Consider the following 26,989-nt stretch of genomic DNA (forward strand, 5'->3'; position numbering starts at 1 on the left):
ACCGACCAGTTTCGAGTTACCGTGTCGCATGCGAATCCTGGTGGACGATGTGACCGGCGCGGAGCTGATCGACCTGCTCGGCAGCCACCTGGCCGATATGCACGAGCACTCCCCCGAGGACAGCGTGCACGCGCTGGATCTCGACGATCTGCGCAAGCCGGAGGTCACGGTCTGGACCCTCCGGGACGGCGACGCCCTGGCCGGATGCGGTGCCCTGAAGGAACTCGATCCCACCCACGGTGAGATCAAGTCGATGCGCACCGCCCCGAACTTCCGCCGCCGCGGCATCGGCGCCCGGATGCTCACCCATCTCATCGCCGAGGCACGCACCCGCGGCTACGACCGACTGAGCCTGGAAACCGGTACGGCAGAGTTCTTTTCACCGGCCCACCGCCTCTACGAACACCACGGCTTCCGGTTCTGCCCACCCTTCGCCGACTACGCCGAAGACCCCCACAGCGTCTTCATGACGCTACCGCTATAGGGCCCCGACCTCGCCTTCCTTCAGCCCAGCGCGCGGGCGAGCGCCACGGCCGGATCGGCCATCGACCCAAGGCGCGGGCGAATGCGGCGGCCAACTCGGGCCGCCGACCCGACGGTAACGCCGCCCGTCAGCCCAGAGCGCGGGTGAACGCCGCGACCAGGTCGGCCACCTGCTGTTCGGTGATGACGAACGACGGGGAGATCTGCATGGCGCCCTGGCCCGCGGCGCGGCCCGAAACACCCTGGGCGCGTAGGGCCTTCACCATGGCCGGGCCCGCGGTGGGGTCGGTCAGTTGGACCGCGGCGACCGCGCCCAGGCCGCTGCGGATCTCGGCGACGCTCGGGTGGTCGGCCAGCGGGGCGAGGTGTTCGTGCAGCAGTGATTCCAGATTCTTGCTGGCGTCGAGGAGGTGTTCGCGCTCGATGATGTCGAGGTTGGCCATGGCGGCGGCGGCCGAACCCGCATGTCCGCCATAGGTGTAGCCGTGGCGGAACCAGACGCCGCCGGAGTAGAACGGTTCGGCCACCCGCGGGGCGACGAAGACCGCGCCCATCGGCAGATAGCCGGAGGTGAGGCCCTTGGCGGTGGTCATCAGATCGGGCTCGAGGCCGAAACGGGTGGAGGCGAACCAGGATCCGCCGATGCGACCGAAGCCGGTGACGACCTCGTCGGCGACGAACAGGATGTCGTTGTCGCGGCACAGCCGGCGCACCTCGGCGAGGTAGCCCTCCGGCGGCAGGTACACCCCGCCCGCGCCGATGATCGGCTCACAGAAGAAGGCCGCGATCCGATCGGCGCCCACCTCATCGATCAGGGCCCGCAGCGCCTGCGCGTCATTCCATTCGACCGTGCGGGCATCGGGCATGAGTTCGCCGTAGCCCTCGCGGTTGACCGCGATACCGCCCAGCGCGGTACCCGCGACGTGCATGCCGTGATAGGCCAGCCGACGACCGACGATCAGCGTCTTGTCCGGGCGGCCCAGTTCGTGCCAGTAGCGGCGGGCCAGCTTGGCGGCGGTGTCGACGGAATCGGAACCGCCCGAGGTGAACATGATCTTGCTGCCGGGCACCGGGGCCAGCTCCGACAGTCGCTCGGCGAGCTCCTGGGTCACCGGCGCGGTGAGATCACCGAAGTTGCTGTAGTGGGCCAGCGTCGACAGCTGAGCGGCGACCGCATCGGCGATCTCGCGGCGGCCGTGCCCGACATTGGTGAACCACAGTCCGCCCGTGGCGTCGAGGTAGCGGGTGTCGTCGCGATCCCAGATATAGGCGCCCTCACCGCGTGCCACCACGAACGCACCATCGCGTTCCACCGCACCCATATCGGCGAATCCATGCCACAGCGCACCCATGTTCAGGCTCCTCTCCGCACACCCAACCGGCCGTTACCGACCGCGCACCACACTACCTGCGCGCCGATCCGGCCTCGACCCACCGGGCGCGCGGCGCCTCACCCCGCGGAATCGGCCCGTGGCGGTCCGCGCAGCGCACCCAGTCCGGCGACCGCGGTCGCCAGGAGCGCGAAGACGGCCGCCAACATCACCATTCCGATGAACAGCGAGACATAACCCTGTCCGCGCGGGTCCATGAACGGATACGGATACCAGTCCACGATCGCCCCGCGGATCAAGGTGTAAACCCCGTACACCGCCGGATAGATCAGCCAGCCGACCACCAGCCGCGCACCGGCCCCCAACCGAGCCGGTATCAGCAACCAATCGGCCATCACGACGATCGGCAGCACCCGATGCAGGACGGAGTTGATCCACTGGTCCTGCAGCATGACGTCGATATTCGCCAGCAGCACCGCATACACCACGCCGGTGATCAGCAGGTAGAGCGTCGCGGCCCCGCGCACCTCCTGCCAGCGCCGCCCCTGCGGGTCGATCAGGCCGCCGAACAGCAGTACGAGCACGCCGAACACAGCGGATTCGATCGTGAAGTAGCTGAGGTAGTTCCCCAGCGAGAATCCGGCGTCGCCGATGTCGCGAATCGGAATCCACACCAGCGCAACGATTCCCAGCACCGCGAACCCGATCCGAATCCCCCGCACCCACAGCGCCGACCCCGCACCGGTGATCATGATCAGATCCTGGCACAGACCACTACATTTCCCACGGCAACGAGGCCGCAAACCCAGTGCCGATCGCTATCGCATACGGCGATACGCGCCGCGGGTCGTAGCGGCCCCGCGGATGCGGTGGTGCGGTCCTACATCCGTGGGGTCATGGTCGTCCCGGCAGCGGATCGCCGTCAGCGTCGTAACGCGGACGGCTCACCGCGGACATCGCGACCGCATCGAGGGCGCGGATCCGGCCCCGGATCAGGGCGGCGATGCCCAGCAGCACGGAGATGAATCGCAGGACGCGGACCCATATCGGCGTTCGGGAACCAGCGATCATTCCTCGATGGTGACATATGGGACAGGCGCTTCGGAGCAAGATCGGCACCGGGTGTGCGCCGCGACGGCGGCGTTTCGCTAGGCTGGTCGATGCAATGACCAGGACCGCCGCCACCTCTCGCGCGCTGCGCACCCGCCTGGGCGATCTCACGATCCGCGACGAATATCGTCTGCGCCGCCGGCTCGATCGGGCCCGCGGCGATATCGCCGACCTCGAGACCGAGATCGCCGCCGCCGAACGGCGAATCCAGGCGCGTCGCGCGGCCGTACCGCAGATCCGCTATCCCGAGCAGCTGCCCGTCTCCGCGCGCCGAGCCGATATCGCCGACGCCATCGCCGCCCATCAGGTCGTCGTCATCGCCGGTGAGACCGGTTCCGGTAAGACGACCCAGATTCCGAAGATCTGCCTGGAGTTGGGGCGCGGCATCCGCGGCACCATCGGGCATACTCAGCCGCGCCGGTTGGCCGCGCGCACGGTCGCCGAGCGGATCGCCGAGGAGTTGGGCACCGAACTCGGCGATGTGGTCGGCTATACGGTCCGCTTCACCGATCAGGCGTCCGAACGCACCCTGATCAAGCTGATGACCGACGGCATCCTGCTGGCGGAGATCCAGCGCGACCGGCTGCTGCGCCGCTACGACACGATCATCATCGACGAGGCACACGAGCGCAGCCTCAACATCGACTTCCTGCTCGGCTATCTCAAGCAGTTGCTGCCCAGGCGGCCCGATCTCAAGGTGATCATCACCTCCGCGACCATCGATCCGGAGCTGTTCGCCCGCCACTTCGCCGACGAATCCGGCACGCCCGCACCGATTGTCGAGGTCTCGGGCCGGTCGTATCCGGTGGAGCTGCGCTATCGCCCACTGGCGCTGGAGATTCCGGCGCCGGCCGGTGAGGGCGAGGACGATGAGGACGCCGATCCTCGCGTGGTGGACCGGGATCCGGTCGACGCCATCGGCGACGCGGTCACCGAGCTGCTCGCCGAGGGCGACGGCGATGTGCTGGTCTTCCTGTCCGGTGAGCGCGAGATCCGCGACGCCGCCGACGCATTGCGCGATCTGCGGCTGCCACGCACCGAGATCCTGCCGCTGTACGCGCGGCTGTCCACGGCCGAGCAGCATCGAGTCTTCGAGTCCCACACCGGACGTCGCGTCGTACTGGCCACCAACGTCGCCGAAACCTCGCTGACCGTCCCCGGCATCCGCTACGTCGTGGATCCGGGAACCGCACGCATCTCCCGCTATTCGATGCGCACCAAGGTGCAGCGCCTGCCGATCGAACCGATCTCCCAGGCCTCGGCCCGCCAGCGCGCCGGCCGCTGCGGCCGCGTCGCCGACGGCATCTGCATCCGCCTGTACTCCGAGGACGATTTCGACACCCGCCCCGCCTTCACCGAACCAGAGATCCTGCGCACCAACCTGGCCGCCGTCATCCTCCAGATGACCGCCCTGGGCCTGGGCGATATCGAGAACTTCCCGTTTGTCGAGCCGCCGGACCGCCGCGCGATTCGCGACGGCATCGCGCTCCTGGAGGAGCTGGGCGCGCTTGCCCAGAAGGATCCGCCGAAACCACTTGCGGCCCGGCCGGATCCCGAATCCAGCGGCCAGAGCAAGAAGGACTCGTCCGGCCGCGCCGAGGACGACCGCCCAGACGGGGAAGACTCCACCGGCGGCCAGGATCTCGGCGCCGACGGCCCGGACCGCGACGATCACAGCTCCGAAGAGGTTCAGGGGCGCGGGAATTCGCGGCGCCGGGATGAGGCGATGGTCGGCGATCTCGTGCTCACCCCGGTGGGGCGCGAGATGGCCCAGATTCCGGTCGATCCGCGAATGGCGCGAATGCTGGTGGAGGCCGATAAGAACGGCTGCCTGCCCGAGGTGCTGGTGATCGTCGCGGCATTGTCGATCCAGGACGTGCGGGAGCGCCCGGCCGAGTTCCAGCAGCAGTCCGATGCGAAACATGCCCGGTTCATCGTGGAGGGTTCGGACTTCCTGGCCTATCTGCGGCTCTGGGACTATCTGCGCGCCCAGCGCAAGGCGTTGTCGTCCAATCAGTTCCGGCGGATGTGCCGCGACGAGTTCCTGCACTACTTGCGGATTCGGGAATGGCAGGATCTACAGGGGCAGCTGCGGACCATCACCAAGGGGCTCGGCTGGTCGTCCGGTGACGGCCAGATCGCCTCGATGCCCGACGATTCCGATCTGCTGCCGTGGGACGGCACGGCGATCCACCAGTCGCTGCTGGCGGGCATGCTGTCGCATATCGGGGTGCGCGAGGCCGAGAGCCGGGAGTTTCTCGGTGCGCGTAATGCGCGGTTCATGATCTTCCCGGGCTCCTCGCTGGCCAAGAAGCCGCCGCGCTGGGTGATGGCCGCCGAATTGGTGGAGACCTCCCGGCTGTGGGGCCGCATGGCGGCGCGCGTCGAACCGGAATGGGCGGAGCGGCTGGCCGGGGATCTGGTCAAACGCACCTACTCCGAACCGCATTGGTCCTCGCGCCGGGGCGCGGCCATGGCCTATGAGCGGGTCACGCTGTACGGCATTCCGCTGGCGGTCCAGCGCCGGGTCGACTTCGGCCGCATCGATCCGCAGATCTCGCGCGAGTTGTTCCTGCGGCACGCGCTCGTACAGGGCGAATGGCAGACCCGCCACGAATTCTTCCATCGCAACCGCGAATTGATCGACGACGTCGCCGATCTGGAGAATCGGGCACGCCGCCGCGATATCCTCGTCGACGATGAGGTGCTGTTCGAATTCTACGATCAGCGCATCCCGGCCGATGTGGTCTCGGTCCGCCACTTCGACAGCTGGTGGCGCAAGGCGCAGCGCAAAGACCCTGAGCTGCTGAACTTCTCGACGTCCACGGTGGTCAACTCCGATGCCGCGGTCCTCGATCCGACCGCCTTCCCCGACCAGTGGCGCCAGGGCGAGCTCACCTTCCCCCTCACCTATCAATTCGAGCCCGGCCAGGCCGATGACGGTGTGACCGTGCACATTCCGATCACGCAGCTCGCGCATGTGCGCGCGGTCGGCTTCGACTGGCTGGTGCCGGGCATGCGCGAGGAGCTGGCGGCGGCGCTGATCAAGACACTGCCGAAACAGTTGCGCCGCACGGTGGTTCCGGCGCCCGATTTCGCCCGGGCGGCCCTGGCGCGGCTCACCCCGCGTGCCGAACCGCTGCGGGTCGGGCTGGCCCGCGAGCTGTCCCAGCTGGGTTCGGTCACCATCGGTACCAACGATCTCGATCCGGGCGCACTCCCCGACCATCTGCGCATGACCTTCGCGGCCACCACGCCCGACGGCACGATCGTCGACCGCGACAAGAGCCTCGCGACGCTGAAAACCCGCCTGGCCGACCAAGTCTCGAAATCGGTCGCGCGCGCCACGAAGGCCGCCGAGCGGGCCCCCGCCACGGTGTGGACCTCCGAATCGCTGGGCACGCTGGCGCCGACGGTGCGCCGCGAGGTCGGCGGTCAGACCATCACCGGATATCCGGCACTGGTCCCCGAGGGCGACGGTGTCGCGGTGCGCGTGCTGTCCTCACCCGGTCAGCAGGCGGCCGCCATGCGCGCGGGCATCCGGACGCTGGTGCTGAACGAGTTGCCCGCCTCGGCGCGGGCGGCGACGGCCGGACTGTCGCCCACCGATCGCCTTGCGCTGAGCCAGAATCCGTACGGCTCACTGGAGGCGCTGATCGAGGACTGCCGCGCCTGCGCCGCCGACGAGCTGATCGGCGCGAACGGCGGTCCGGTACGCAGCCCCGAGGAGTTCCGGGCGCTGATCGAGCGCATCCGACCACGCTTCGGCGACACCGTGATCCGGATCGTGCGGCTCGTGGTGCCCGTGCTGGCCGAGGCCCATCGGGTGCGCACCGCCCTGTCCGACACCACCGATCGCGATATCGCCGACGATGTCACCCATCAGCTCGACGAGCTGGTGTTCGCGGGATTCATCACGGAATTCGGCAGTGCCCGGCTGCGCGAGCTGCCCCGATACCTGCAGTCCGCCACGGTGCGGCTGCAGGCGCTGCCCGCATCGCTCAACCGCGACCGCCAGGGCATGGCCGAACTGGATCGCGTGCACGCCGCCTATCAGCGACTGCTCGACAGCCTGCCGGAGCCGCGACGCGGCGCGGCGGATGTCACCGAAATCTGGTGGATGATCGAGGAATTGCGGGTGGGTCTGTTCGCGCAGCAGCTCGGCACGCCGTATCCGGTGTCGGCCAAGCGAATCGAGAAGGCGATCACGGCCGTGCGTGCCACGCCCGTGAAACGTCCTGCGCGATAACCGCGTCGGTCACGACCGGCGCAGGATCGCGAGGTATTCGTACTCGTCGCGCAGCGCGGCCGGATCCGCGTTCTCCCCGGCGACGATTCCGGCCAGGGACAGGCCGGTCCCGTCGAGCAGCAGTCCGAGATCGGCGGGTGAATAGCAGCGCAGCGACTGACGGAATGTCCGCTCGGGCGTCGTCGGCTCCCACCAGGTGTCCGTCGCGGTGCAGGTGATCGGGTCGAAGCTGATCCGCTGCCGCAGTTCGTAGTCGTATCCGGCGGCCGGATCCGGCAGGTGATGATCCTCGTCGCCGTCCCAACCCGCCCAGACGAACGGATTGAAGATATCGATGAGCGCGACCCCGCCAGGCTCGAGCCAGAGCGAACCGATCCGTTCGAGTAAGCGGCGCTGGTCGGCGTCCGAGCCGACGCCGAATCCGTTCCAGTAGCAGACGATGTCGAATCGCTGGTCCAGTTCCACGTCGTAGAAGTCGGCCCGATGCACCCTCAGTGCACCCGGGGTCAGGTCGTGGGCCAATCCGGCGGTGTGCTCCGCGCGATCGCTGATCTCGATCGCGGTCACGTCGTATCCGGCGCGCGCGGCAGCCACCGCGGTCGCCCCGTATCCGGAACCCAATTCCAGGACTCGGCCCGTGCCGGGACCGTGCTCACCGATCAGGCGCACTCGCCGCAGATCCCGATCAGTGATCCGCGCATCCGCCTTGGCCCACCATGCCCCGGTCGTGGAATAGAACTCCCGCACCCAATTCATGGGCGAAGTCAAGCACGCACGAGCGCTTCCGGGCCACAGGTTTTCGGGATCGCGCCAGCGGAAATCGGTGCGCGGGAACAGGATTCGGCAGTTCAGTCGGCGTTGACGGTGACCGCGTGTTCGGCACGGAGGCGGCGCAGTTCGGCGATCTCGTTCTCGAAGTCCTCGGCCGAGCTGAACGAGCGATAGACCGAGGCGAATCGCAGATACGCCACCTCGTCCAGATCACGCAGCGGGCCGAGGATCGCGAGCCCGACCTCGTGGCTGGCGACCTCCGGAGACCCCTTGGCCCGCACCGAATCCTCGACCTGTTGGGCCAACAGGTTCAGGGCATCGCTGTCGACCTCGCGACCCTGGCAGGCGCGGCTCACACCGCGGATGACCTTCTCCCGGCTGAACGGTTCGGTGACGCCGCTGCGCTTGACCACCGACAGGATCGCGGTCTCGACAGTGGTGAAGCGTCGCCCACACTGCGGGCAGGCGCGACGGCGCCTGATGGCCGTGCCTTCCTCGGCCTCACGGGAGTCGACCACACGCGAATCCGGGTGGCGACAATACGGGCAATGCATCCGTTGAGATCCTTCGGCGAGCGGGGTGTACAGGGATCTTCCCGACACAGCGTATAACGCGCGAACTCGTGTTATACGTGCTTAGCACCGTTGAGGATACTCCCAGGCGGGAGAGAACTGCCGACCGGCCGGTCGGCGCCCCCGATCGCGCACCGGTCTTCAGGCCGTCAGGCACCACTGGCCGGTCAGATCGCCGAGGAGTTCCGGCAGCCGGACCGATAACCGATTGTGCGCGAGCTGATCGGGGAACGGAACCGAGAGCACCGCCTGTGCGGCGGCCCGATTCGACCGCAGTTCGGTATAGCGCGGCACCAGATCGCCGGTGATATAGGTCCATCGGGTATCGCGGTCGGCCCAGTCGAAGTCCGGCAGCGGCGCCCGCAGCGCGACGCGGCGGCCCTCGACATCGGCGGCGACCGTCACCGGGGCGAAGATCCCGGGCGCTCGCACATCGGGCACAGCCGGTTTACCGGCGATGGTGCTCACATAGGTCAGCACCCGGCCGATCGCGCCGCGGCCCCATGCGGTGGCGTCCCATTGATCGGCGATGATCTGGTTCTGTTCCCGGTCGGTCATCCGCACCAGCGCGTCCCGATAGCCCGATTCGGTGCCCGCGGCGATGGATTGCCATGCGGCGACGGCATTCTCGTCGAGTACCCCCGCCCGATACATCTCCTCGATCGCGGGCAGGCCCTCGGCCGCATAGGCCTCGTGCATCGGGACCTGGTCGAGGAAGATGTGCCGCTGCATGATCAGCAGCCGGGTCTGATACCAGGACAGGTCCGCGGGCGTGAGCCGCGGCCCCTCGGTAGCGAGCAGGCGCAGATCCGAGGGCAGCAGATCCAGCAGCGGGGCCGGGGTCCGGCGGAGCAGATCGGCGACCGCGTCGCCGAGCCGGCGGATCTCCGGCAAGCTCACGACCCCGGCGGCATCGTTCATATCGAAGAATCCGGACGCAAACGATCCGCCCGCCAGCTCGGCCAGTCCGGCCCAATAGAACTGCGGATGAGCGAGGGCCAGTCGCCGATAGTTGACGTACACCTGGGTGAAGGTGTGCGCATTGGCGTCCACTCCGCGCGCGGGATCCCATGCTGCCAGGTCGATTCCGGCATCGGCGGCCGCGACCGCCAGCCAATACTGGTGCAGCAGCGTGGCATAGCGCGGTGGCGCGATACCGTCGGCACGGACCTGCTCGACCGCCGCCCGCAGGGTCGCGACATCCAGCGGCAGGGCGGGATTGAGCCCGCCCCCGCCCGAGCCGTCGCCGTTGACGGACGGCAGATCCAGATAGGCGGCATAGCCCGATACGGCGTGCGCGACCGGTGCGGCCGTGAGCCCGACCATGAAAGACGCCAGCAGCCCGGCGATTCCGGCGAGCAGACGCGCCGGACGCGCGGCGATGGTGGGTGGAGTCATGGTGCCAAGCCCTCGAAATCGATCAGCGGCGAATGTCGCCCAGGTCACATTCCGAGCACAGTAGCAACGAGTTCTATTCGGCGATCAAGAAATTCGGCCACACGCGATGGCCGTGGGGCTATACCCGCGTCGGCCATCGATGATCCGGTGTCAGACCGCGCGCCGGTCACCTCGATCGATGAGATCGGTGACGTGCCCGACCATCGAGATCGGCACGGTCAGCGAGCAGCCCGGGCCGGGACGATCAGGGTCCGCCCGGTGGCGACCTCCGCGCCGCCTAATCCGTTGAGCTCCACGATCTTGTGGACCGTCTCGCGTATAGGGGTCTCGGGGGCCACCCGCTCGGCCACCTCGGACAGGGACTCGCCCTCGCGCACCTGGACGACCGAGGTCGGGCCGGGACCGGTATCGGCCGAACGCAATTGCGCCACGCCGATGAGGCCGCAGACCACCACCGCACTGAGCAACGCGGTGACCGCCAGGGTCGCGAAGCCCACGCGGGCCCGCTCCACCCGCTCCATGGGATGCGGGCCGCGATCGCGCTCCCCCGCGACCGTCCGCAGGCGCATGCGGTCGTAGCGCATGGTCGCAGTCGCGGGACGGGCGCCGCGGGGGCGACTATTACCCGGCCCGGCGCAGGCCGGTGCGGCGGCGGGCGATCGGTGGACGCGCGGTACGGAATCGAAGCCGAGATCGGTGTCGGCGGAGTCGAATTCGCTGATCGGGGTGCGCATCGGACAGAACCTCCAGGAGGGAGTGGGGCGGGACTGTGTGCGATTGATTCGATCATGTGTTCGATGAACTGGTGTTCGATTTCTACCACGGGGCACCGACAAAGTCACGGATTTGCGAGACATGCGTCGAACAGATGTTTGAAACCTGGTCGCGAGCGGACTACATTCGAGACACGCAATCCGGTGAGACCACAGCAGAGCACCTCGCGGGCACGCCCCGCGCGGCGCGAGGAGGACCGAACACCCCCATGAACGGAGGACGGCGACCGTGAACGAACGAACGGTGGGCGGACACGACGACCTGGCCGACCCTGTCACCGAATCCGACGGCGCCGAAACATCCGGCGTCGCTACGGATCTCACCGTCCGCCAGCGCAAGGTGCTCGAGGTCATCCGCACCTCGGTGAGCGAACGCGGCTATCCGCCCAGCATCCGGGAGATCGGCGATGCGGTCGGACTGACGTCCACCTCCTCGGTCGCCCATCAGCTGCGCGCCCTCGAGCGCAAGGGCTATCTGCGCCGCGATCCGAACCGCCCCCGCGCGGTGGACGTACGCGGCCTGGACGAGACGGTGCTGCGCGCGGTCGCGCCGGTGACCAGCCTGCGCTCCGCCGAATCCGAATCCGAGAGGGGCGATCAGCCGATCCCGACCTATGTGCCGGTGCTGGGCCGGATCGCCGCCGGTGGTCCGATCCTGGCCGAGCAGGCCGTGGAGGATGTGTTCCCGCTGCCGCGCGAATTGGTCGGCGAGGGTTCGCTGTTCCTGCTCAAGGTCGTCGGCCAGTCGATGATCGACGCGGCCATCTGCGACGGCGACTGGGTGGTCGTGCGTCAGCAGAACGTCGCCGAGAACGGCGATATCGTCGCGGCGATGATCGAGGGCGAGGCAACGGTGAAGACGTTCAAACGCACCGGCAAGGATGTCTGGCTGATGCCGCACAACCCGGTGTTCGAACCGATTCCGGGTAACGACGCCCAGATCCTCGGCAAGGTCGTCACGGTCATCCGGAAGATCTGACGGCCGTCAGGGCATGAAAACCTCGGCGCCACGGCCGACCAGATGCGTGGTCGTATCGCCGCGCTGGCGGTTCTCGCAGATGACACGCACCATATGTCGGCCGCCGCGCACCGGACCGGAGTCCAGATCGACATCACCACCCGGATTAACCGGCCCCCAGGGTCCGTCGATGTCATGGGCCGCGATCTGGCAGTGATAGCCGGGCTTTTCGCCGGTGACATGGGCGGTGATGGTGCCGCCGATCCGGAAGGTGACCGCTGGCGCCGCCGCGGCCGGTTCGGCGGCAATGATGAGCGATCCCGCCGTCGCGCCCACGGCCAGGGCGACGCGCAGAACGAACGGGCGAGCAGAGCTCATCCGCTTATCGTGCCCTCACAACTGTGAGGATTGCGTGAATCCGGACTACGCGTTTCGGTAACGACCGTGCATCAGTAGGGGCGGGCGGCGAAGTCAGCGACGGAAGCGCCCGCGCAGCTGCGGGTCGTTCTCCCACCACAGCCCGCTGCCCTGCGGCTCCTCTTCGGCGGCCTCCGGCTGTGGCGGCGAATCCTGTTCGGCCGCATCGAGTTCGGCGTCGACCTCGGCCGCCCGGCGGCGCTCGTCGGAGGCCCAGGACCGCATCAGCGCCAGCAGATACGGCAGTCCGAGCACATCGCCGAGCACCCAGATCACCCCGGCGCCGACGATCTGATCCATCCGCGGATCCGGACCCCAGGTCCGGCCGACCTCGGCGTAGTACCCGGCCGCGACGAGCGGGCCGAACCAGAGCACCAGCCCCAGGATCCCATCGGCCATCGACTCGAACACGGTGATCAGCACGGAGATCGACTGGTTGAACCGCTGCGGCACCGGATCGGCCTGCAGTCGCGAATAGAAGTAGAGGAATCCGATGGCCACCAACAGGATTCGGGTCAGCGCATCGATGGCGCCATGCCGTAGCACCAGCTCGTACCACGGCGTGAGGAACAGCAGCCAGGGCGCGGCGAGGATGGCCGCCGACGGCACCAGCGGATAGGTCAGCGCCCGCGCCAGCGGCGAGGCCACCGCCCGATCCAGCCGTGCCTGCCCGGCAGGGCCCAGCGCCGCCCGCACGAGGGTGACGGGCCGACCGCTGGCCAGCCCGAACGGCACCACATACAACAGCAGCAGCGTCTGCAGCGCCCGCATCCAGAACAGGGTGTCGGAGTACACGCCGACCACGCTGATCCCGGTGAGCAGCCATATCCCGAGCCCGAGCGCGCAGAACGAGGCCGCGCGCCCGATCGGCATCGCCTCCCCGTGACGACGCGCCCGCGTCCGAGCCACCTGATATCCGAGCGCCAACCCCGCGGTGATCACGATGGTCGCGGTATCCCACCGCCATGAGGTCACGATCGACCCCATGGTCAGCGGTGTGTCGATCCATGCCACGGCAGCCAGTATCCACCGCCCGCCGGCCCGGGGTCAGCCCAGGTCGGCGGGCGCTTTCGCAGATCGGATAAATCGGGCAGCGCGAATTCAGTGCGCGTGCCGCATATCCCGGGCGCGATGGGTCGGCCCGTGCGAATCCTCGCAATGCGCGTCCGCGGTGGCGCCGATCTCGATCAGCTCCGGCCGCGCATGGTCGACCTGCAGGGTGGCGTGTTCGATGTGATGCTCGTCGGCGAGCCAATGCGCCAGATCCTCGCGCACGGCGTGGCAGTCGCGGCCCGGATCGACCAGCACATGCGCCGACAGCGCGGGCGAGCCGGAGGTGATCTCCCAGATGTGCAGATCGTGCACCTCGTCCACCCCGTCGCGCGCGACCATGGCCCGGCCGATCTCGGTCGGATCCAGATCGGCGGGCGCGGCCTCGAGGAAGATGCGGCTCGACGCGCGGACCAGATCCACCCCGGCCTTCACCATGAGCACCACCACGACCAGTGTCGCGATGGCATCGGCGCGCTCGAAGCCGGTGAGCACGATGATCACACCGGCGACCGCGGTGGCGATGAATGCGAACAGGTCGTTGAGGAGGTGCTGATAGGCGCCCTCGACATTGAGACTGCTCCGATTGGCGCGCGAAACCATCCAGGTGGCAGCGACATTCACCACGATGCCGACCAGTGCGGTGCCCAATACCAAACCACCGGTGACCTCCGGCGGATTGATCAGCCGGCGGATGGCCTCGTACCCCAGCCATGCCGCCAGTAGCAGCAGGGTGAGCCCGTTGGCCTGTGCGGACAGGATCTCGACCCGCTTCCAGCCGAAGGTCATCCGCCCGGCGGCCGGGCGCGCCGCCAACCGGATCGCCGACAGGGCGAGCACGATGGAGGCGGCATCGGTGAGCATGTGCGCGGCATCCGACAGCAGTGCCAGCGATCCGGCCAGCACACCGACGGTTACCTCGCCGAGCAGGAAGATCACGATCACCGCCAGCGCGCCGGCGAGCCAGCGCCGGTCACTGTCGGGCGTGGCGTGTGCGTGCTGATGGGAGTGCGCGTGTCCGGCACCCATGCGGTGTCCCCTTTCGGTTGTTCGACCCGAAGGCGATCATATGCACACATCGCTATGTATGCAAGGAGGCTCGACACGGTGATCCGAGTCACAGGCGCGCCATCCGACGTGTTCGCGAAAGAACCCACCCCGCAGGGGTTTTCGCGTTCGACTTGACTTCTCACCGCACGGAGGTCCACGATTGCCGAGTCAGCACCTCGCTAGGCGAGGCTCCTGTTCGAACACAGGCCACTGATCCGACGACGTCGAGAGACGCCCAGGGTTAGGACAGATCTTCCCGGATTAAGGGGTGATCCGAAGTGGCTTCCCTTGGGGATACGTCGTTCAGTGCCGAAGCTCTGACGAGAGGGGTGCACGCTCGGCGGTTCAGGCGGGCGCAATCCCTCGGCGTTGTCACGCCGGTTCTGATTTCGAATTCGACGCTCGCATGCGTCCTGGCGGCAAGGAGGTGAGGGACAAGTATGAAATCTGGCGATAGTCCGTATCCGAGTCCGGGTCGACATTCTGTTCCATTGCCAGCCTGCCGCACGCTTCCCGCAGCCTGATCCCCGCGCAGACCGCTCGTCTCCGCGCGCCTCAGCATGCGCGAAAAATGTTGTGCCGGTTGGATTTTCCCTCGAGGAGTCCATCATGACCTTCATCACCTTCCCCCGCCTGTCCCTGGCCACCGCCGCACGCCGCGTTCGGGCGCGGTACACCCTGACCCCGCAGGAGCGGCACAACCTGCGCGCCTCGCAGACCCCGCTGGCGGTCGTCAGCGCCTCGCTGGGCGCCCACCCCTACCACCGGTAGGGCCCAAGACGGCACGTATTCGCTTGTGCCGCAAGATCATTCACGCACGTTCAGATGCAAGCTCGGTGTCGGTGCTCGAACACAAGTGGTGGGCAGCACGGCAGTAGTTCGCACAGCCAAGAAAGAGAGAACGGCGATGGCCTTCTTCTCCGGTGGCGCCTCGCGCCGCACCACCACGACCGTCACCGCACCCGATCCGGCGCCGACCGGCGCGGTCATGGACAGCGCCCACGTCGGCGATATCGTCGGCGCGCTGGGCACCATCGGCCGCAACGACACCCTCGCCGGGCGCAGCCGGTGGCAGCGATTCCGGATGCTGCTGGCCATCCTCGGCCCCGGCCTGATCGTCATGGTCGGCGATAACGACGCGGGCGGTGTCGCCACTTACGCCACCGCGGGCCAGAACTACGGCATGGCCCTGGTGTGGACGCTGCTGCTGCTGATTCCGGTGCTCTACGTCAACCAGGAAATGGTGGTCCGGCTCGGCGCGGTCGCCGGGGTCGGGCATGCGCGGCTGATCTTCGCGCGGTTCGGCAAGTTCTGGGGCGCGTTCAGCGTCGGGGATCTGTTCCTGGTCAACGCACTGACCATCATCACCGAATTCATCGGCGTCTCGATGGCATTGGGCTACTTCGGCCTGCCCAAATCCATCTCGGTGCCGCTGGCGGCGGTGCTGCTGTTCGCGGTGGTCGCGGGTGGCTCGTTCCGGCGCTGGGAGCGATTCCTGTTCGGGCTCATCGCGATCAACATCGTCATGTTCCCGCTGGCGTTCATGGTGCATCCGAGCGTGTCCGAGTCCGCCAAGGGTCTGATCCCGTCGTTCCCCGGCGGGCTGAACTCCACGCTGCTGTTGCTGATCGTCTCGATCGTCGGCACCACCGTCGCGCCCTGGCAGCTGTTCTTCCAGCAGTCCAACATCGTGGACAAGCGGATCACCCCGCGCTGGATCCGCTATGAGCGCATCGACCTGTGGGTGGGCATCGTCGTGGTGATGCTCGGCGCGGTGGCGATCATGGCGGCCGCGGCGTTCGGACTGGCCGGTACCGACGCGGTGGGGAACTTCACCGATGCCGGAGCGGTCGCCGGGGCGCTGCACGATCACCTCGGCCCGACCGTCGGCGCGCTGTTCGCGATCCTGCTGCTGGACGCATCGCTGATCGGCGCCAACGCCGTGGGCCTGGCCACCACCTACGCCCTCGGCGACACCGTCGGCAAGCGGCACTCGCTGCACTGGAAGATCAGTGAGGCGCCGGTGTTCTACCTCGGCTACGCGCTGCTGCTGGCGGTCGCCGCGGCGGTGTCGTTCAGCCCCGATCACGTGCTGGGCCTGCTCACCCAAGGCGTGCAGGCGCTGGCCGGGGTGCTGCTGCCGTCGGCCACGGTATTCCTGGTGTTGCTGTGCAACGACAAGGCGGTGCTCGGACCGTGGGTGAATACGGCGCGGCAGAACATCGTCGCGGGCGTGATCGTGTGGTCGCTGGTGCTGCTGTCGCTGGCCCTGACGGCGGCCACGTTCTTCCCCGAATTGTCCACGGCCAGTTTGCAATTGTTCTTCGGGGTGGGTGTGCTGGTCGGGCTGCTCGGCGGCGGTGTGATCGTCCTCGCGCGGAACCGGGGCGAGCGCCGAGCGGCCGAACGCACGGCGGCCGAGCTGGGCGGGCTGGATCCCGATCAGATCGAGGAGCTGGAGTCGACTCCGCTGTCGCGGGCCGAGCGCCGGACGATCCGGGAGCAGGACCGCGATTCCTGGCGCACCCCGGCATTGGAAACTCTGGAGCGCCCGGCGTTTTCGCCGCTGCGGCTGGGCGGCATGATCGCGCTGCGGGGCTATCTGGCCATCGCGGTGATCCTGGTGGGGGTGAAGATCTTCCAGTCGATCACCGGCTGACCTGACCTACATCACATAGCAAGGCAGGCAAACTCACGAGTTTGCCTGCCTTGTTTCATTGGTGCACCGGCTACTCGGATCGTAGATTCCACGGCACCGACCCGGATCCGCGACCACGCCGCGCGTCATGACCGCAATCGTGCAGGGCGGCATCGCGACCAGCATCGGCGGCGAATCCACCGCCCGCGCAACGCAGGAACACGGCTATCACCTGACGGCACAGCGGCACAGCGGCACAGCGGCACAGCGGCACAGCGGCACAGCGGCACAGCGGCACAGCGGCACAGCGGCACAGCGGCACAGCGGCACAGCGGCACCGAGATCTTCCCGCGCCTGGCGAGACCGCGACTACCGACGAGATTCTCGCGCTGCCGACCGCACGCGACCCAGCCGTGCCCGGCGATCTGCAGCGGTGTCGATCCCCCATCGGATCAGCGCACCCGCGACGGCGGTATAGAGCATGAACGCGAGATAGATCAGAATCCCGCCGTATTCACCGCCCCAGAACGACAGGCGAGGCAGCGCGGCGACGGCCGCGAGAAACAGAACGAGACCGAGCACGGCCACCGGGACGCCCAAAGGACCGGCCGCCGAACCGAGCTCCGGGGGCGGGGCGATGCGCAGCGGGGGGCGTTCGATTGTCACGATCAATTCTCCGATCCCCGAACAGCGAATAGTCAGCAAACCCTTCAGTCGAGGGTCGCCACTTCCCGACCGAATCGGAAGAGAATGTGACGGCAAACACATCCTCGGCGCGTCGTACCAGGTAGCCGGGCGGTCCGGATGCTCTCGACCCCGGCGGCGACCCATTCGGACAGCGCATCCCCGATCGCCCGGCCCTGCGAGCGGGAGCAATCACATATCGGAATGCCGACGCTTCGGAACCCGGCCGGAATTGTTGCGGACGCCGATTGTTTTCACGTTTCGGCATTCGCCACCGGAAACGCCGAATTGCGTCGGATTCGCTGTGTACGCGAGCCTTGCGGTACGGTGTGGACAATCCCAGCCGATCCATGTCCTTGTGAAGGGGCTCGCTCATGGCCAAGAAGGTCACAGTCACGCTTGTCGACGATTACGACGGTAAGTCCAAAGCGGATGAAACCGTGCAGTTCTCGATCGATGGCGTGGCCTATGAAATCGATCTCTCCACTCTGAATGCCGGTAAGCTCCGGGGGGCGCTCGAGCCCTGGACGGACAAAGGCCGCAAGGTCGGCCGGCTCAAGGCGGGCGGCACCACCCGCCCCAAGACCGCGGCCGACCGCGAGCAGACCGTGGCCATCCGGGAATGGGCCAAGAAACACGGCTTCAACGTCTCGGCGCGCGGCCGTATTTCCTCGGAGGTCGTCTCGGCGTATCACAAAGCCAACAAGTAATGTGATTCCACGTTCGGATCGGGCTCGTCCAGCAGTGGAGGCAATGCCGCGGACCCGCGGCATTGCCCTCGATCGCCGAACTCACACCCGGCAATATCCGCGGGCATGTCGCGGTCGGCCGGGATCGCGCCCCGCAGGCCGGGGCGCCGCCGCCCAGCTCCGTCGGCGAATGCTCCCAGCGCCACCGCATTATGGCCGTACCAAGCCGTAATAGCCATGGGCGCGCCATTTTTCGTCTGATCGTGCGGATGCGCGTGCAGATCCCGTTGCAGCGTAAAGAACCCGCGGTCGGCGACGAGCGCGGTCCGTCGGCCGTGCTGGCCGGGACCACTGGAATCGCAGGCGAATTCGACGGTCGACGAACGAATTCACCTGACCGATGCCCGCATTCGCGATCCGCATCGCGCGGTCACTTCCGTCGACGCCGGTGGACCCGCGCGAACAGGGCCGATAGTCGCCGGATCCGATCGGCGCCACGGCGAGCCGGACATACCGCCACCACCGGATCTCGCAGCGCGGCCGCCGCCTCGGCCACGGACGCCCGGATGCCGAACGCCCTGTTGCCGGCGTCGAATCGGTGACGATCGCACCATTCGGAAGCATGCCGGCGCGAAACAACTCCCCCGGCGCGGTAGCCTGGTGATCTGGTTCGGCGCCACGCCGTTCCCGCAATTCGGTGAATGCAGGTCGGATCTGGGCGGGGGTGGGTTTGCATGATACGCAAGAGCGATATCGCGGCACTGGCACGACAATGGCGAATCGCGGTCGCCGAGACCGGATTCGTGCCGATGTCGATGCGCGAACTCGAACTCCTGCTGCTCGGGCTGACCGAGCGGCTGTTCGCGGCGGCGACGACCGAACCGTTCGATCCGGCCGACGCCGCGGAGGTGGGCGCCGAGCTGGTGCGGGCGAATCTGACCGATCCGCAGGTCCTCACCCGGTCCGCCTACGCGCTGACCCCCCTCACCGAACTCGTTGCACCGCACGGCGATCGCATGGTCGCGGTCTTCGGTGAGCTGGCGCGCGGCTATACCGAGACGCTGCTGACCGCCCGCGCCCGCGATCAGGAGATGCTGCATACCGCGATGGCCGACGCCCGCCACGCCGCCGAGATCCGGTTCCGGGTGATGTTCGACAATGCCGCCGTGGCCATCGGCATCGGCGATACCCGGGGCCGCGTGGTCGATGTCAACCCCACCCTGGCCGCCATGCTCGGGGTGCCCGTGCAGCAACTGCGCGGACGACCGGTCGTGGAACTGATCCACCCCGACGACCGCGGGCAGATGCAGACACGCGTCTACGAGGAACTACCCACCGCGGGTTCGGGCACGGTGCGCCTCGAACTGCGCTACCGGCGCCCCGACGACAGCGTCGGCTGGGCCGCGTGGGCGATCACCCTGGTCCCCGAAACCGGCGGGCGGGCAGCCTATCTACTCGTGGTCGGCGAGGACACCACCCAGCGGCGGGAGCTGCAGGCCGAACTGCACCGCCAGGCCCGCCACGATCCGCTGACCGGTCTGCCCAATCGACGCCATCTGGTCGACACGCTGGCGCGGATCATCGCCGAGGCCGAACCCGGCGATCGGGTCGGGCTGGGCTTCGTGGATCTGGACGGCTTCAAGATGATCAACGACACCCACGGCCACGGCGTCGGCGACCGCCTGCTGACCGCGGTGGCCAACCGGCTGGCCGCCCATGCGCTCGGCGCCATGCTGGCCCGGGTCGGCGGTGACGAATTCGTGGTGCTGTTCGCCCCGCCGTGCGATTCGGTGCGGGTCGCGGGAATCGTCGAGACGATGCTGGGCGCACTGTCGGAACCGATTTCGGTCGACGATCGCCTACTGCGGGTCACGGCCTGTATCGGCGCGGTGGTCACCCCGGTTGCCAATGCCGATGCCGAACGGTTGCTCGATGCCGCCGACGCCGGGCTCTACCGCGCCAAAGCGGCCGGACCCAACCGCTGGGTGCTCCACGGGATCGATGTCAGCGCGGCGGCCTTTCCCGGTTTGACCTGACTGTGATACCAAGTCCCGCAATCGTTTACGCATGCGGGACCGCTGGGCGAACGAAACCGGCTGGGCGGCAACGCACGAAAGAGGCGATGCGTTTCCCATTCGCGGGGCGTGGCGGCTTGTACGCTTATCAGGTACGTCGAAGGAGGTGCGGTGCCAGGGCATAGGCGAGTACCGGAAGGCGTCGATCCGACCAAACCGAACGCGGCTCGCGTGTACGACTATCTACTGGGCGGTAAAGACAACTACGAGGTGGACCGCGTGGTAGCGCAGCGGATGCTTGCCACCGCGCCGGACAACCGCACCCTGGCGTGGTTCAGCCGCCAATTCCTCATCCGCGGTGTCGAGTTGGCGCTCGATGCGGGCGTGCGGCAATTCCTCGATCTCGGCGCGGGAATTCCGACCTCACCGGCCGTGCACGAGGTGGCGCACAAGCACGATCCGGCCATCCGGGTGGTCTCGGTCGATTACGACCCGGTGGTGTTCGCACACTCCAACGCCATGCTCTCCGGCGTGGCGGGCGTCCACCCGATGCTCGCGGACGTGCGCGATCTCGATCTCGTCGACCGGCTGCGCGGGGAGAATCTCGTCGACTTCGACCAACCGGTCGCGATACTGCTCGTCGGCGTCCTGCATTACATCATGGCCGACGAGGCCCCGGCCGAGATGCTCGCGCGATTCCGTGATGCGATGGCGCCGGGCAGCTTCCTGGCCTTCACCCAGGGATCCGACGACAGCGATCGCGGATTCATGGACCAGGCCCGCCGCGACACCACCGGCACGACGGCCCAATTCTGCTTCCGCTCCGCGGCCGAGACGACCGCACTCCTCGACGGATTCGACATCCTTCCGCCGGGAGTGGTGACCATTCAGGACTGGCTCGGTGGGGAGCTCCCGCCGACGCTGCTGCGGATCCTGGCCGGAATCGTCCGCAAACCGTAATCGGGTTACGGCGCGTCGGCGAGTTCGGCGGCGCGCGCCACCAACGCATCGGCTATCGGCCGGGGTCGGCGGCCGAGCCCGCAGGCGCTGGCCACTCCGCCGACCCGATGCCCCAGCGCCTGCTCGGCCAGATGCAGCAGATGCACCTGTTCGTCCCGCGACGGGATCTCGTGGACGATTCCGGCGTAGAACGCGGTATCCGGGCCGAGCGCCAAATCCCGCAGCGGCGTATAGAAATTCGCGTTCGACGGCGGCGGAATCTCACCGGCGGCCAGCGGCCCGTGCACGAATTCCAGCGGACGTCCGGCGGGCCAGTGCCTGGCAACGGAATTCGCCAGGGCGACCAGCGGCCGGGCGTTGCGGAACGTTGCCCGGGCCTTGTTGTTCATGCTGCCGAGGCACAGATGCACACCGAAACGCGTACCCGCCGGGGATGCGGCCGCCACCGCGGCAATTCCCTTTCCCAGACCCAATGCGGTCTCGACTGGTCGATGAAATGGCTGCGCCTTGGCCATCGCCACCATTTCGGCGGTCGCCTCCAATTGGATGACCACATCGTCGCCGGCCAACTCGCGCACGGCCGTGATATCGCGAACCATGGCATCGGCGAACGCCCGCTCATATCTGCGCGCCCCGGATACGCCCAGTGCGATGAACGCCAGCGTGAAGGCGGTGGGCATGCCGATCTGCAGCGCGAGATCGGTCCGATCGCGCTCCCGGCACTGTTCCCGGAACACCGGCAGCGCCTCGCGCGCCTCGTCGAGATAGCCGAGATTCATTGCGCCGCCGCATAATTCGGTGCCGGTGGCGACGCGATGCAGGGTGCGCTCACTGCTGGTATCCCAGCTGCCGGGCGAGCTGACCTCCAGCACGCCCTGCGCCACCAGATCGGCGACGATGACCTGAAGATAGGTTTCGTAACGACGCACCTCACCCGTGGGCAGGGTGCGCAACCGCGCGCTCGCGCCGCCCAGCATGGCGCGCATGGCGTCGTCGGTACTCTCGGCCGGGAAACTGCCCACGAAATGCACAGCCCGCCTGGCGGTGTCACCCATCCTCGAAGGGATTCCTCTCCTGTGTGGTGTCGCCACCCCGGTTGTCCGAAGGCTCACTCTACCGAGTCGCCCTGCGGCCCAACGGATACGAAAATGAAACATTCCACTCCAGCGGGTTTGCCGGAGCCTTGCATGTCGACCATCTTGGGCTATAGCCTGCCTCATTGATGCCCGAATAAGGATGTCGGACAGGCGGTCTTCGGATCTCACCCATGGGAGCGCATCGCGTGCGAACCTCGGTCAGGAACTTCGCCGCAGCAGCGGCGGCAGCATTGCTCTGTTTCGCTCCCGGGGTCGCCCGGGCCGATGACACGTCATCACAGAGCAATTGTCAATCATTCTTCTATCCCGTGCCGCAGGGGCAGCTGGGCTCCACGCTGTGCCAGCCCGCGAGCGGACCCTCCAACACGGTGATGGTGCTGATGGCGGGGTCCAACTACAACGGCACCTATTGGGACTTCCAATATCAGCCGGATGTCTACAGCTTCCGCCGCGCGATGAATGCCGCGGGCTACGCCACTCTCGTGGTCGATCGGCTCGGCAACGGCGAGAGCACCCACCCGCCGGCGCTGACGCTGACCGCGACCGCCACCGCCCAGGCGCTGCACCAGATCGTCGGGTCGGCGCGCGGCGGCATCGCGGGCGCACCGCCGTTCGCGAAGGTCGTCATCGTCGGCCACTCGCTGACCTCGGGCACCTCGGTCATCGAGTCCTCGTCGAACCACGATGCCGACGGGGTGATCCTCACCGGCTATTCGCACGCGCTCAACATCCCCGAGACGCTCGGCGTGGTCTCGACCTACTATCCGGCCGTCCACGATCCCGAATTCGCCGGGCGCATCACCGATCCCGGCTATCTGGTCACCCGCCCGGGCACCCGCATGCACGACTTCTACGATCCGGCCGATGCCGATCCGGCGGTGGTCGCGCACGACGAGAAGACGAAGGAGGTCTTCTCGCTGACGGAGTATCCCGACGGCCTGGCCTCCACGCTGCCCGGCATGTCGAGCTTCATCACCGCGCCGGTGCTCATCGTCAACGGCAGCAAGGACCGTTTGTCCTGCGGTACGAACTATTCGGTCTGTACCGATTCCGCGACACTGCACGACGAGGAGGCACAGTACTTCTCCCCCGCCGCCAAGTTGCAGACCTTCGTACTGCCCGGTAGCGGGCATTCGGTCAATCTCGCCCGGAATACCCGCGCCTATCAGCTGGCCGTGATCAACTGGATGCAGACCTACATCAGATAACGGAGGGCCCGTTGTCCATCCGGCCCGCCATGCCGCGAGTAACGTTGTCGAGAAGGTCGCCCTGGGATAAGGAGTCGGTCATGGCTCACGAGTCGATGGAGGAGCACTCGGGTCTGGCCTATCTGGGCCGACTATCGCGCTGGCAGACGATGCTACAGCAGTTGACCAGCGACGATCCGACCTATAAGGATATCGTCGACCAGAAGTTGATCGCCGCCGCCGAGGCACTCAACCGCGGCATCGACGAGCGGACCGTCCAGGTGCTGGGTCGCTACACCGATTTCGAGATGGCCGAAATCCGAAGCGCCGCCGAGGAGTTCCGGGTCGACGATGCCGAATTCGATCGCGAGGCCGGGACGCACACCCTGCTCCAGTACGACGACGGCGACGACGACGATTTCCCCACCGGCCGTCCGCCGCTGCGCCCGGTCTGACGGCCGGATCCGGAACGCGCAACTCCTCGCCGAATCCGGCCGCCGCGCCCGTCAGGGTACGAGCAGCCTACCGAGGAAATCGGATACTGCGCACATCAGGTTCTCGATGAAATGCGGGATCATCACGAATCCTTCCTTTTGGGATCTTTTCTGCGAGTACGGATCTGGCCGTTCTGAACTGTGATTCGGCGCGGAGCGGCCCATGGATGGGCGGGCCGGTCGGTTTGCGGGATTCGTTGTGAGGGTTCACCAAACCGTCCGCCCGATTGCTACCGAACTGTCACGATCGATGACCGAAACCGACACCCGGCGGTCTCGAGACGGTTACCTTGGCACGAAATCCGAAGGAAGGTGTGGACATGTCCATTGCCACCCCGGACCGGCCCGGCCTGACGGTCTCCGGACGACCGATGTCGACCGCACTGCAGGACGTCTGGGCATTGTCGCGGCAGATGGTCGGCCACTTCGTGCAGAACGTCGCGCCCTGCGGCACATTACCCGGGGAGGCCATCCAGGGTGATGTCACCACGGTCACCCGGGTCTGCCTCGAATTGGCCGTCAGCATGCTCGACGGTCAGGACATTCCGGAGAAGACGGAACGACTCGCCGAGGCCGCCGCCCAATGGGCGCGCGAGGGCGTGCCCATCGACACCATCCACCACGCCATCCACGAGGGCTTCAAGATCGGCTTCGATCTGGTGGTCGCCCATGCCGCCGATCGGCATCGCGCGGCCGGTTCCAGCGATCACGACACGATGCTGACCCTGAGCCTCGCCGACTACGAAAACCTGCTCGGCGGAGCCAAACTCGTGGTGGAGATGCTCGACACCATGACCTCCGCGGTATCGATGGCCTATGTGCGCGAGTTGCGCGCGGTGGTCAGCGAACACCACACCGCGGTGCACACCCTGACCTCCGCACTGCTGGGCGGACATCCGACCTCCACCATGGCCCGCGAATGCGGTATCGAGATCGCCGAGTGTTATCGCGTGCTGGCGCTGGCCCTGCCGCCGCATCCGGAGGAGGCCGATCCGATGCTGGACGCGAAGGTGGTGGCGCGCCGCAAACTTCGCCGGGTGCAGGCCGAGGTGGCCACCCACTGCGGGGAATCGGCGCTGTCGCTGCTGAGTGTCGACGGCGGCACCCTGCTGATCCCGGCCGACCGCCTCGCCGACGACGATCTCGACGAGCTGATCGGCCTGCTGTCGCGCGCGGCACGGGTAGAGCTCACCGCCACGGTGGTCACCGCCGCGACCGAGGCCGTCCCGACCGCCGCCGATCAGGCACACGAACTGCTCGATATGGTGAGCCGGCTGCAGTCGGTGCCCGGGCTCTACCGCTTCGACGATCTGGCGCTGGAGTATCAGCTGACCCGGCCGGGCCCCGGACGCGAATACCTCGCCTCACTGCTCGATCCGCTCGACGCCCATCCGGAACTGCTCGAGACGCTGCAGACCCATATCGCGCACAACCTCAACCGGCAGCGCACCGCGCGGCTGCTGCACGTGCACACCAATACCGTCGACTACCGGCTCAAGCGCATCGGCCAGCTCACCGGCTTCGATCCGGCCCAGGCCAGCGGCCTGTGGTACCTGCGGTCCGCGCTGGTCGCGCGGACCTATCGCGGCTGATCAGAGCGCGCGGCCGGAGTCGGGCCGAATCCGCCCGGCCTCCACCAGCGTTCGATAGGCCGCCTGTTTACGTGGACACTCGTCTCGCAGACAACCGCGATGGCGCTGCATGGTCAGATGGGCCTCGTTCACCGACAAAGGCTGCTCCGGCGCCTCGTGCGGCCAGCCGAGCGGCCAGATCGAGGACTGGAATCCGGTCACGACATCCCTCGTCAATCGTCGTCCAGGCCGGCCGATAGGTAGGCCACCGCGGCTACCCAGCGCGTGCATGAAACAGCATGCTCCGCAACGAGTATCCGGCGTGCGACAGCCTCGGTGAGCGGTCCGTCCGCTCCGTCACAATGTTGCACATCGCCGAAACGGCAAGGCGCAGAACACATTCGCGTGGTAGTCGTCATGTCGACTCCCCTCCCACCAGACGCCGCGATGGCTCCCCACCAACCCGCTGCACATCTGAAATTGTGATATTCTGTACGTGATAAATGCTAGCGTGATTATCACGCAAGCGAAAGAGGTTGGGGCAGAAGGGGTTACAGGCGAACTGGCCGGATGGCGGGTCCGTCGTTCACCATGGGTACGCGACTGCGCACGGCGCGAAAACTTTTGTTAGGCCGAGAGATCGAACATATGATCACCGCCGCCGGCGTCAGTCAGAGCGAGGCCGCCAAGATCATCGATACCTCTCAGAGCCGGATCGCCATGCTCCTCACCGGAGCCAGCTCGATCACCGTCGGCGATCTCGAACGCCTGGCCACCCAACTCGGCTTCACCGAGTCCGGCTATCTCGAGACCCTCGAGGAGCTGCGCCGCGACAATCACAAGCGCGGCTTCTGGAATACCGGCTACCGCCGCGCCTATCTCGAGGATCTGCGGCTGCTGGTCGATCTCGAGAACTACGCCAGCCTGCTGCGGGTCACCGAGGCCGAGATCATGCCGGGCCTGCTGCAGTGCGAGTCCTATATCCGTGCCCTGCACGAGCCCGAACATCCCGATGACGCCGATGCGGACCAGGCCGTCGAGGATTCGGTGCGGGCGCGGCTGGCCCGCCAGGAGATCCTGACCAAGGACCATCCACCCCAGTTCCGCGCGATTCTGTCCGAATCGTGTCTGCGGCGCGAGTACGGCGGCCGCGCGGTCATGCTCGAACAGCTCCAGCATCTGCTCACGCTGTCGCGGCGCGGCAACATCATGATCCAGGTGCTGCCGTTCGCCGTGACGGCGCACGGCGCGGGCATGGAGGATCGGTTCACGCTGGTGCGGGTGCCCTCCCCCGGCGCGGCCGGCGATCTGGACATGGCGATCGTGGAGAGCCAGGGCGATATTCGCTATATCGACGACAAGCCGGCCGTCACCGCCCGCGAGACGGTGTGGTCGCGGCTGTCGGCCGCGGCGCTGGGCGCCGAGGATTCGCGTGCCTTCATCGAGCACGTCACGCGCTCGGTGCGCCGCAAGACTTTCACCACCGGGTGAA

25 protein-coding genes and 1 riboswitch are annotated in these 26,989 nt (G+C 67.3%); of the genes, 12 read left to right on the top strand and 13 right to left on the bottom strand.

From position 1 onward, the window contains the following. Positions 1-28: 28 nt before the first annotated feature. Complete coding sequence (locus tag ACIA76_RS21540) at positions 29-484, top strand: GNAT family N-acetyltransferase (RefSeq protein WP_397153621.1); 456 nt, start codon at positions 29-31, stop codon at positions 482-484. A 127-nt stretch (positions 485-611) separates the two neighbouring features. Here ACIA76_RS21540 and ACIA76_RS21545 read toward each other — a convergent pair whose 3' ends face one another. The 3 genes from ACIA76_RS21545 to ACIA76_RS21555 form a co-directional block, all read right to left on the bottom strand. Continuing rightward, entirely contained in the window at positions 612-1,835 is a 1,224-nt protein-coding gene (locus ACIA76_RS21545; protein ID WP_397153622.1) for an aspartate aminotransferase family protein, read from the bottom strand. A 98-nt stretch (positions 1,836-1,933) separates the two neighbouring features. After that, positions 1,934-2,566, bottom strand: coding sequence for a Pr6Pr family membrane protein (locus tag ACIA76_RS21550; protein ID WP_397153623.1), 633 nt, complete (start codon positions 2,564-2,566; stop codon positions 1,934-1,936). Between the two features lie 142 nt (positions 2,567-2,708). Beyond that, on the bottom strand, positions 2,709-2,885 hold the full coding sequence (locus ACIA76_RS21555; RefSeq protein ID WP_397153624.1) for a hypothetical protein: 177 nt from the start codon (positions 2,883-2,885) through the stop codon (positions 2,709-2,711). 94 nt (positions 2,886-2,979) lie between these two features. On the opposite strand from ACIA76_RS21555, the gene hrpA reads away from it, so the two are divergent. After that, on the top strand, positions 2,980-7,173 hold the full coding sequence (gene hrpA / locus ACIA76_RS21560; RefSeq protein ID WP_397153625.1) for an ATP-dependent RNA helicase HrpA: 4,194 nt from the start codon (positions 2,980-2,982) through the stop codon (positions 7,171-7,173). Positions 7,174-7,182: 9 nt separating this feature from the next. Here the strand turns inward: hrpA and ACIA76_RS21565 are convergent, their stop codons facing one another. From ACIA76_RS21565 to ACIA76_RS21580, 4 genes are all read right to left on the bottom strand, one after another. Continuing rightward, positions 7,183-7,929, bottom strand: coding sequence for a class I SAM-dependent methyltransferase (locus tag ACIA76_RS21565; RefSeq protein ID WP_397153626.1), 747 nt, complete (start codon positions 7,927-7,929; stop codon positions 7,183-7,185). Between the two features lie 92 nt (positions 7,930-8,021). Then, positions 8,022-8,498 carry a transcriptional regulator NrdR gene (gene nrdR, locus ACIA76_RS21570; protein WP_397153627.1) on the bottom strand — a complete coding sequence of 159 codons (477 nt, stop codon included), beginning with the start codon at positions 8,496-8,498 and terminating at the stop codon, positions 8,022-8,024. A gap of 159 nt (positions 8,499-8,657) precedes the next feature. Further along, a complete protein-coding gene (locus ACIA76_RS21575) occupies positions 8,658-9,914 on the bottom strand; it encodes a hypothetical protein (RefSeq protein WP_397153628.1) in 1,257 nt (418 codons plus the stop codon). Between the two features lie 218 nt (positions 9,915-10,132). Continuing rightward, the gene (locus ACIA76_RS21580; protein ID WP_397153629.1) at positions 10,133-10,648 is read right to left on the bottom strand and encodes a LysM peptidoglycan-binding domain-containing protein; all 516 of its coding nucleotides are present in this window, start codon (positions 10,646-10,648) and stop codon (positions 10,133-10,135) included. A 301-nt stretch (positions 10,649-10,949) separates the two neighbouring features. Here ACIA76_RS21580 and lexA point away from each other — a divergent pair, with 301 nt between their 5' ends. Further along, positions 10,950-11,666, top strand: coding sequence for a transcriptional repressor LexA (lexA, locus tag ACIA76_RS21585; protein WP_397153859.1), 717 nt, complete (start codon positions 10,950-10,952; stop codon positions 11,664-11,666). 6 nt (positions 11,667-11,672) lie between these two features. On the opposite strand, the gene ACIA76_RS21590 is transcribed toward lexA, so the two are convergent. From ACIA76_RS21590 to ACIA76_RS21600, 3 genes are all read right to left on the bottom strand, one after another. Beyond that, positions 11,673-12,023, bottom strand: a complete 351-nt coding sequence (locus tag ACIA76_RS21590; protein ID WP_397153630.1) for a hypothetical protein — start codon at positions 12,021-12,023, stop codon at positions 11,673-11,675. 93 nt (positions 12,024-12,116) lie between these two features. After that, positions 12,117-13,049: a cytochrome c oxidase assembly protein gene (locus ACIA76_RS21595; protein ID WP_397153860.1), complete on the bottom strand. Its 933-nt coding sequence runs from the start codon at positions 13,047-13,049 to the stop codon at positions 12,117-12,119. Between the two features lie 114 nt (positions 13,050-13,163). Further along, positions 13,164-14,141, bottom strand: coding sequence for a cation diffusion facilitator family transporter (locus ACIA76_RS21600; protein ID WP_397153631.1), 978 nt, complete (start codon positions 14,139-14,141; stop codon positions 13,164-13,166). A gap of 189 nt (positions 14,142-14,330) precedes the next feature. After that, positions 14,331-14,498, top strand: a riboswitch (M-box (ykoK) riboswitch). Between the two features lie 273 nt (positions 14,499-14,771). Between ACIA76_RS21600 and ACIA76_RS21605 the strand changes: the two genes are divergently transcribed. Next, entirely contained in the window at positions 14,772-14,933 is a 162-nt protein-coding gene (locus tag ACIA76_RS21605) for a hypothetical protein (protein WP_397153632.1), read from the top strand. Positions 14,934-15,069: 136 nt separating this feature from the next. Then, entirely contained in the window at positions 15,070-16,821 is a 1,752-nt protein-coding gene (locus ACIA76_RS21610; RefSeq protein WP_397153633.1) for an NRAMP family divalent metal transporter, read from the top strand. 348 nt (positions 16,822-17,169) lie between these two features. Here the strand turns inward: ACIA76_RS21610 and ACIA76_RS21615 are convergent, their stop codons facing one another. Continuing rightward, entirely contained in the window at positions 17,170-17,466 is a 297-nt protein-coding gene (locus ACIA76_RS21615) for a hypothetical protein (protein ID WP_397153634.1), read from the bottom strand. Between the two features lie 392 nt (positions 17,467-17,858). Here ACIA76_RS21615 and ACIA76_RS21620 point away from each other — a divergent pair, with 392 nt between their 5' ends. The 3 genes from ACIA76_RS21620 (at position 17,859) to ACIA76_RS21630 (ending at position 21,148) form a co-directional block, all read left to right on the top strand. Beyond that, on the top strand, positions 17,859-18,194 hold the full coding sequence (locus ACIA76_RS21620) for an Lsr2 family protein (RefSeq protein ID WP_397153635.1): 336 nt from the start codon (positions 17,859-17,861) through the stop codon (positions 18,192-18,194). Between the two features lie 713 nt (positions 18,195-18,907). Further along, entirely contained in the window at positions 18,908-20,209 is a 1,302-nt protein-coding gene (locus ACIA76_RS21625) for a diguanylate cyclase domain-containing protein (protein ID WP_397153636.1), read from the top strand. A 150-nt stretch (positions 20,210-20,359) separates the two neighbouring features. Beyond that, positions 20,360-21,148: an SAM-dependent methyltransferase gene (locus tag ACIA76_RS21630; RefSeq protein WP_397153637.1), complete on the top strand. Its 789-nt coding sequence runs from the start codon at positions 20,360-20,362 to the stop codon at positions 21,146-21,148. 5 nt (positions 21,149-21,153) lie between these two features. On the opposite strand, the gene ACIA76_RS21635 is transcribed toward ACIA76_RS21630, so the two are convergent. Then, positions 21,154-22,203, bottom strand: a complete 1,050-nt coding sequence (locus ACIA76_RS21635) for a hypothetical protein (RefSeq protein WP_397153638.1) — start codon at positions 22,201-22,203, stop codon at positions 21,154-21,156. A 350-nt stretch (positions 22,204-22,553) separates the two neighbouring features. Here ACIA76_RS21635 and ACIA76_RS21640 point away from each other — a divergent pair, with 350 nt between their 5' ends. The 3 genes from ACIA76_RS21640 to ACIA76_RS21650 all read left to right on the top strand — a co-directional run bounded on the left by ACIA76_RS21640 (position 22,554) and on the right by ACIA76_RS21650 (position 25,518). After that, positions 22,554-23,453, top strand: a complete 900-nt coding sequence (locus tag ACIA76_RS21640) for an alpha/beta fold hydrolase (RefSeq protein ID WP_397153639.1) — start codon at positions 22,554-22,556, stop codon at positions 23,451-23,453. Between the two features lie 80 nt (positions 23,454-23,533). Further along, positions 23,534-23,887, top strand: coding sequence for a hypothetical protein (locus ACIA76_RS21645; protein ID WP_397153640.1), 354 nt, complete (start codon positions 23,534-23,536; stop codon positions 23,885-23,887). A 359-nt stretch (positions 23,888-24,246) separates the two neighbouring features. Continuing rightward, entirely contained in the window at positions 24,247-25,518 is a 1,272-nt protein-coding gene (locus tag ACIA76_RS21650) for a PucR family transcriptional regulator (protein ID WP_397153641.1), read from the top strand. Here the strand turns inward: ACIA76_RS21650 and ACIA76_RS21655 are convergent, their stop codons facing one another. Continuing rightward, positions 25,519-25,719: a hypothetical protein gene (locus tag ACIA76_RS21655; RefSeq protein ID WP_397153642.1), complete on the bottom strand. Its 201-nt coding sequence runs from the start codon at positions 25,717-25,719 to the stop codon at positions 25,519-25,521. It abuts the gene before it with no gap. Between the two features lie 369 nt (positions 25,720-26,088). Here ACIA76_RS21655 and ACIA76_RS21660 point away from each other — a divergent pair, with 369 nt between their 5' ends. After that, positions 26,089-26,988 carry a Scr1 family TA system antitoxin-like transcriptional regulator gene (locus ACIA76_RS21660; protein ID WP_397153861.1) on the top strand — a complete coding sequence of 300 codons (900 nt, stop codon included), beginning with the start codon at positions 26,089-26,091 and terminating at the stop codon, positions 26,986-26,988. Position 26,989: the final 1 nt, after the last annotated feature.

The sequence above is a fragment of the Nocardia sp. NPDC051570 genome (assembly GCF_044454005.1).
Lineage (GTDB): Bacteria > Actinomycetota > Actinomycetes > Mycobacteriales > Mycobacteriaceae > Nocardia.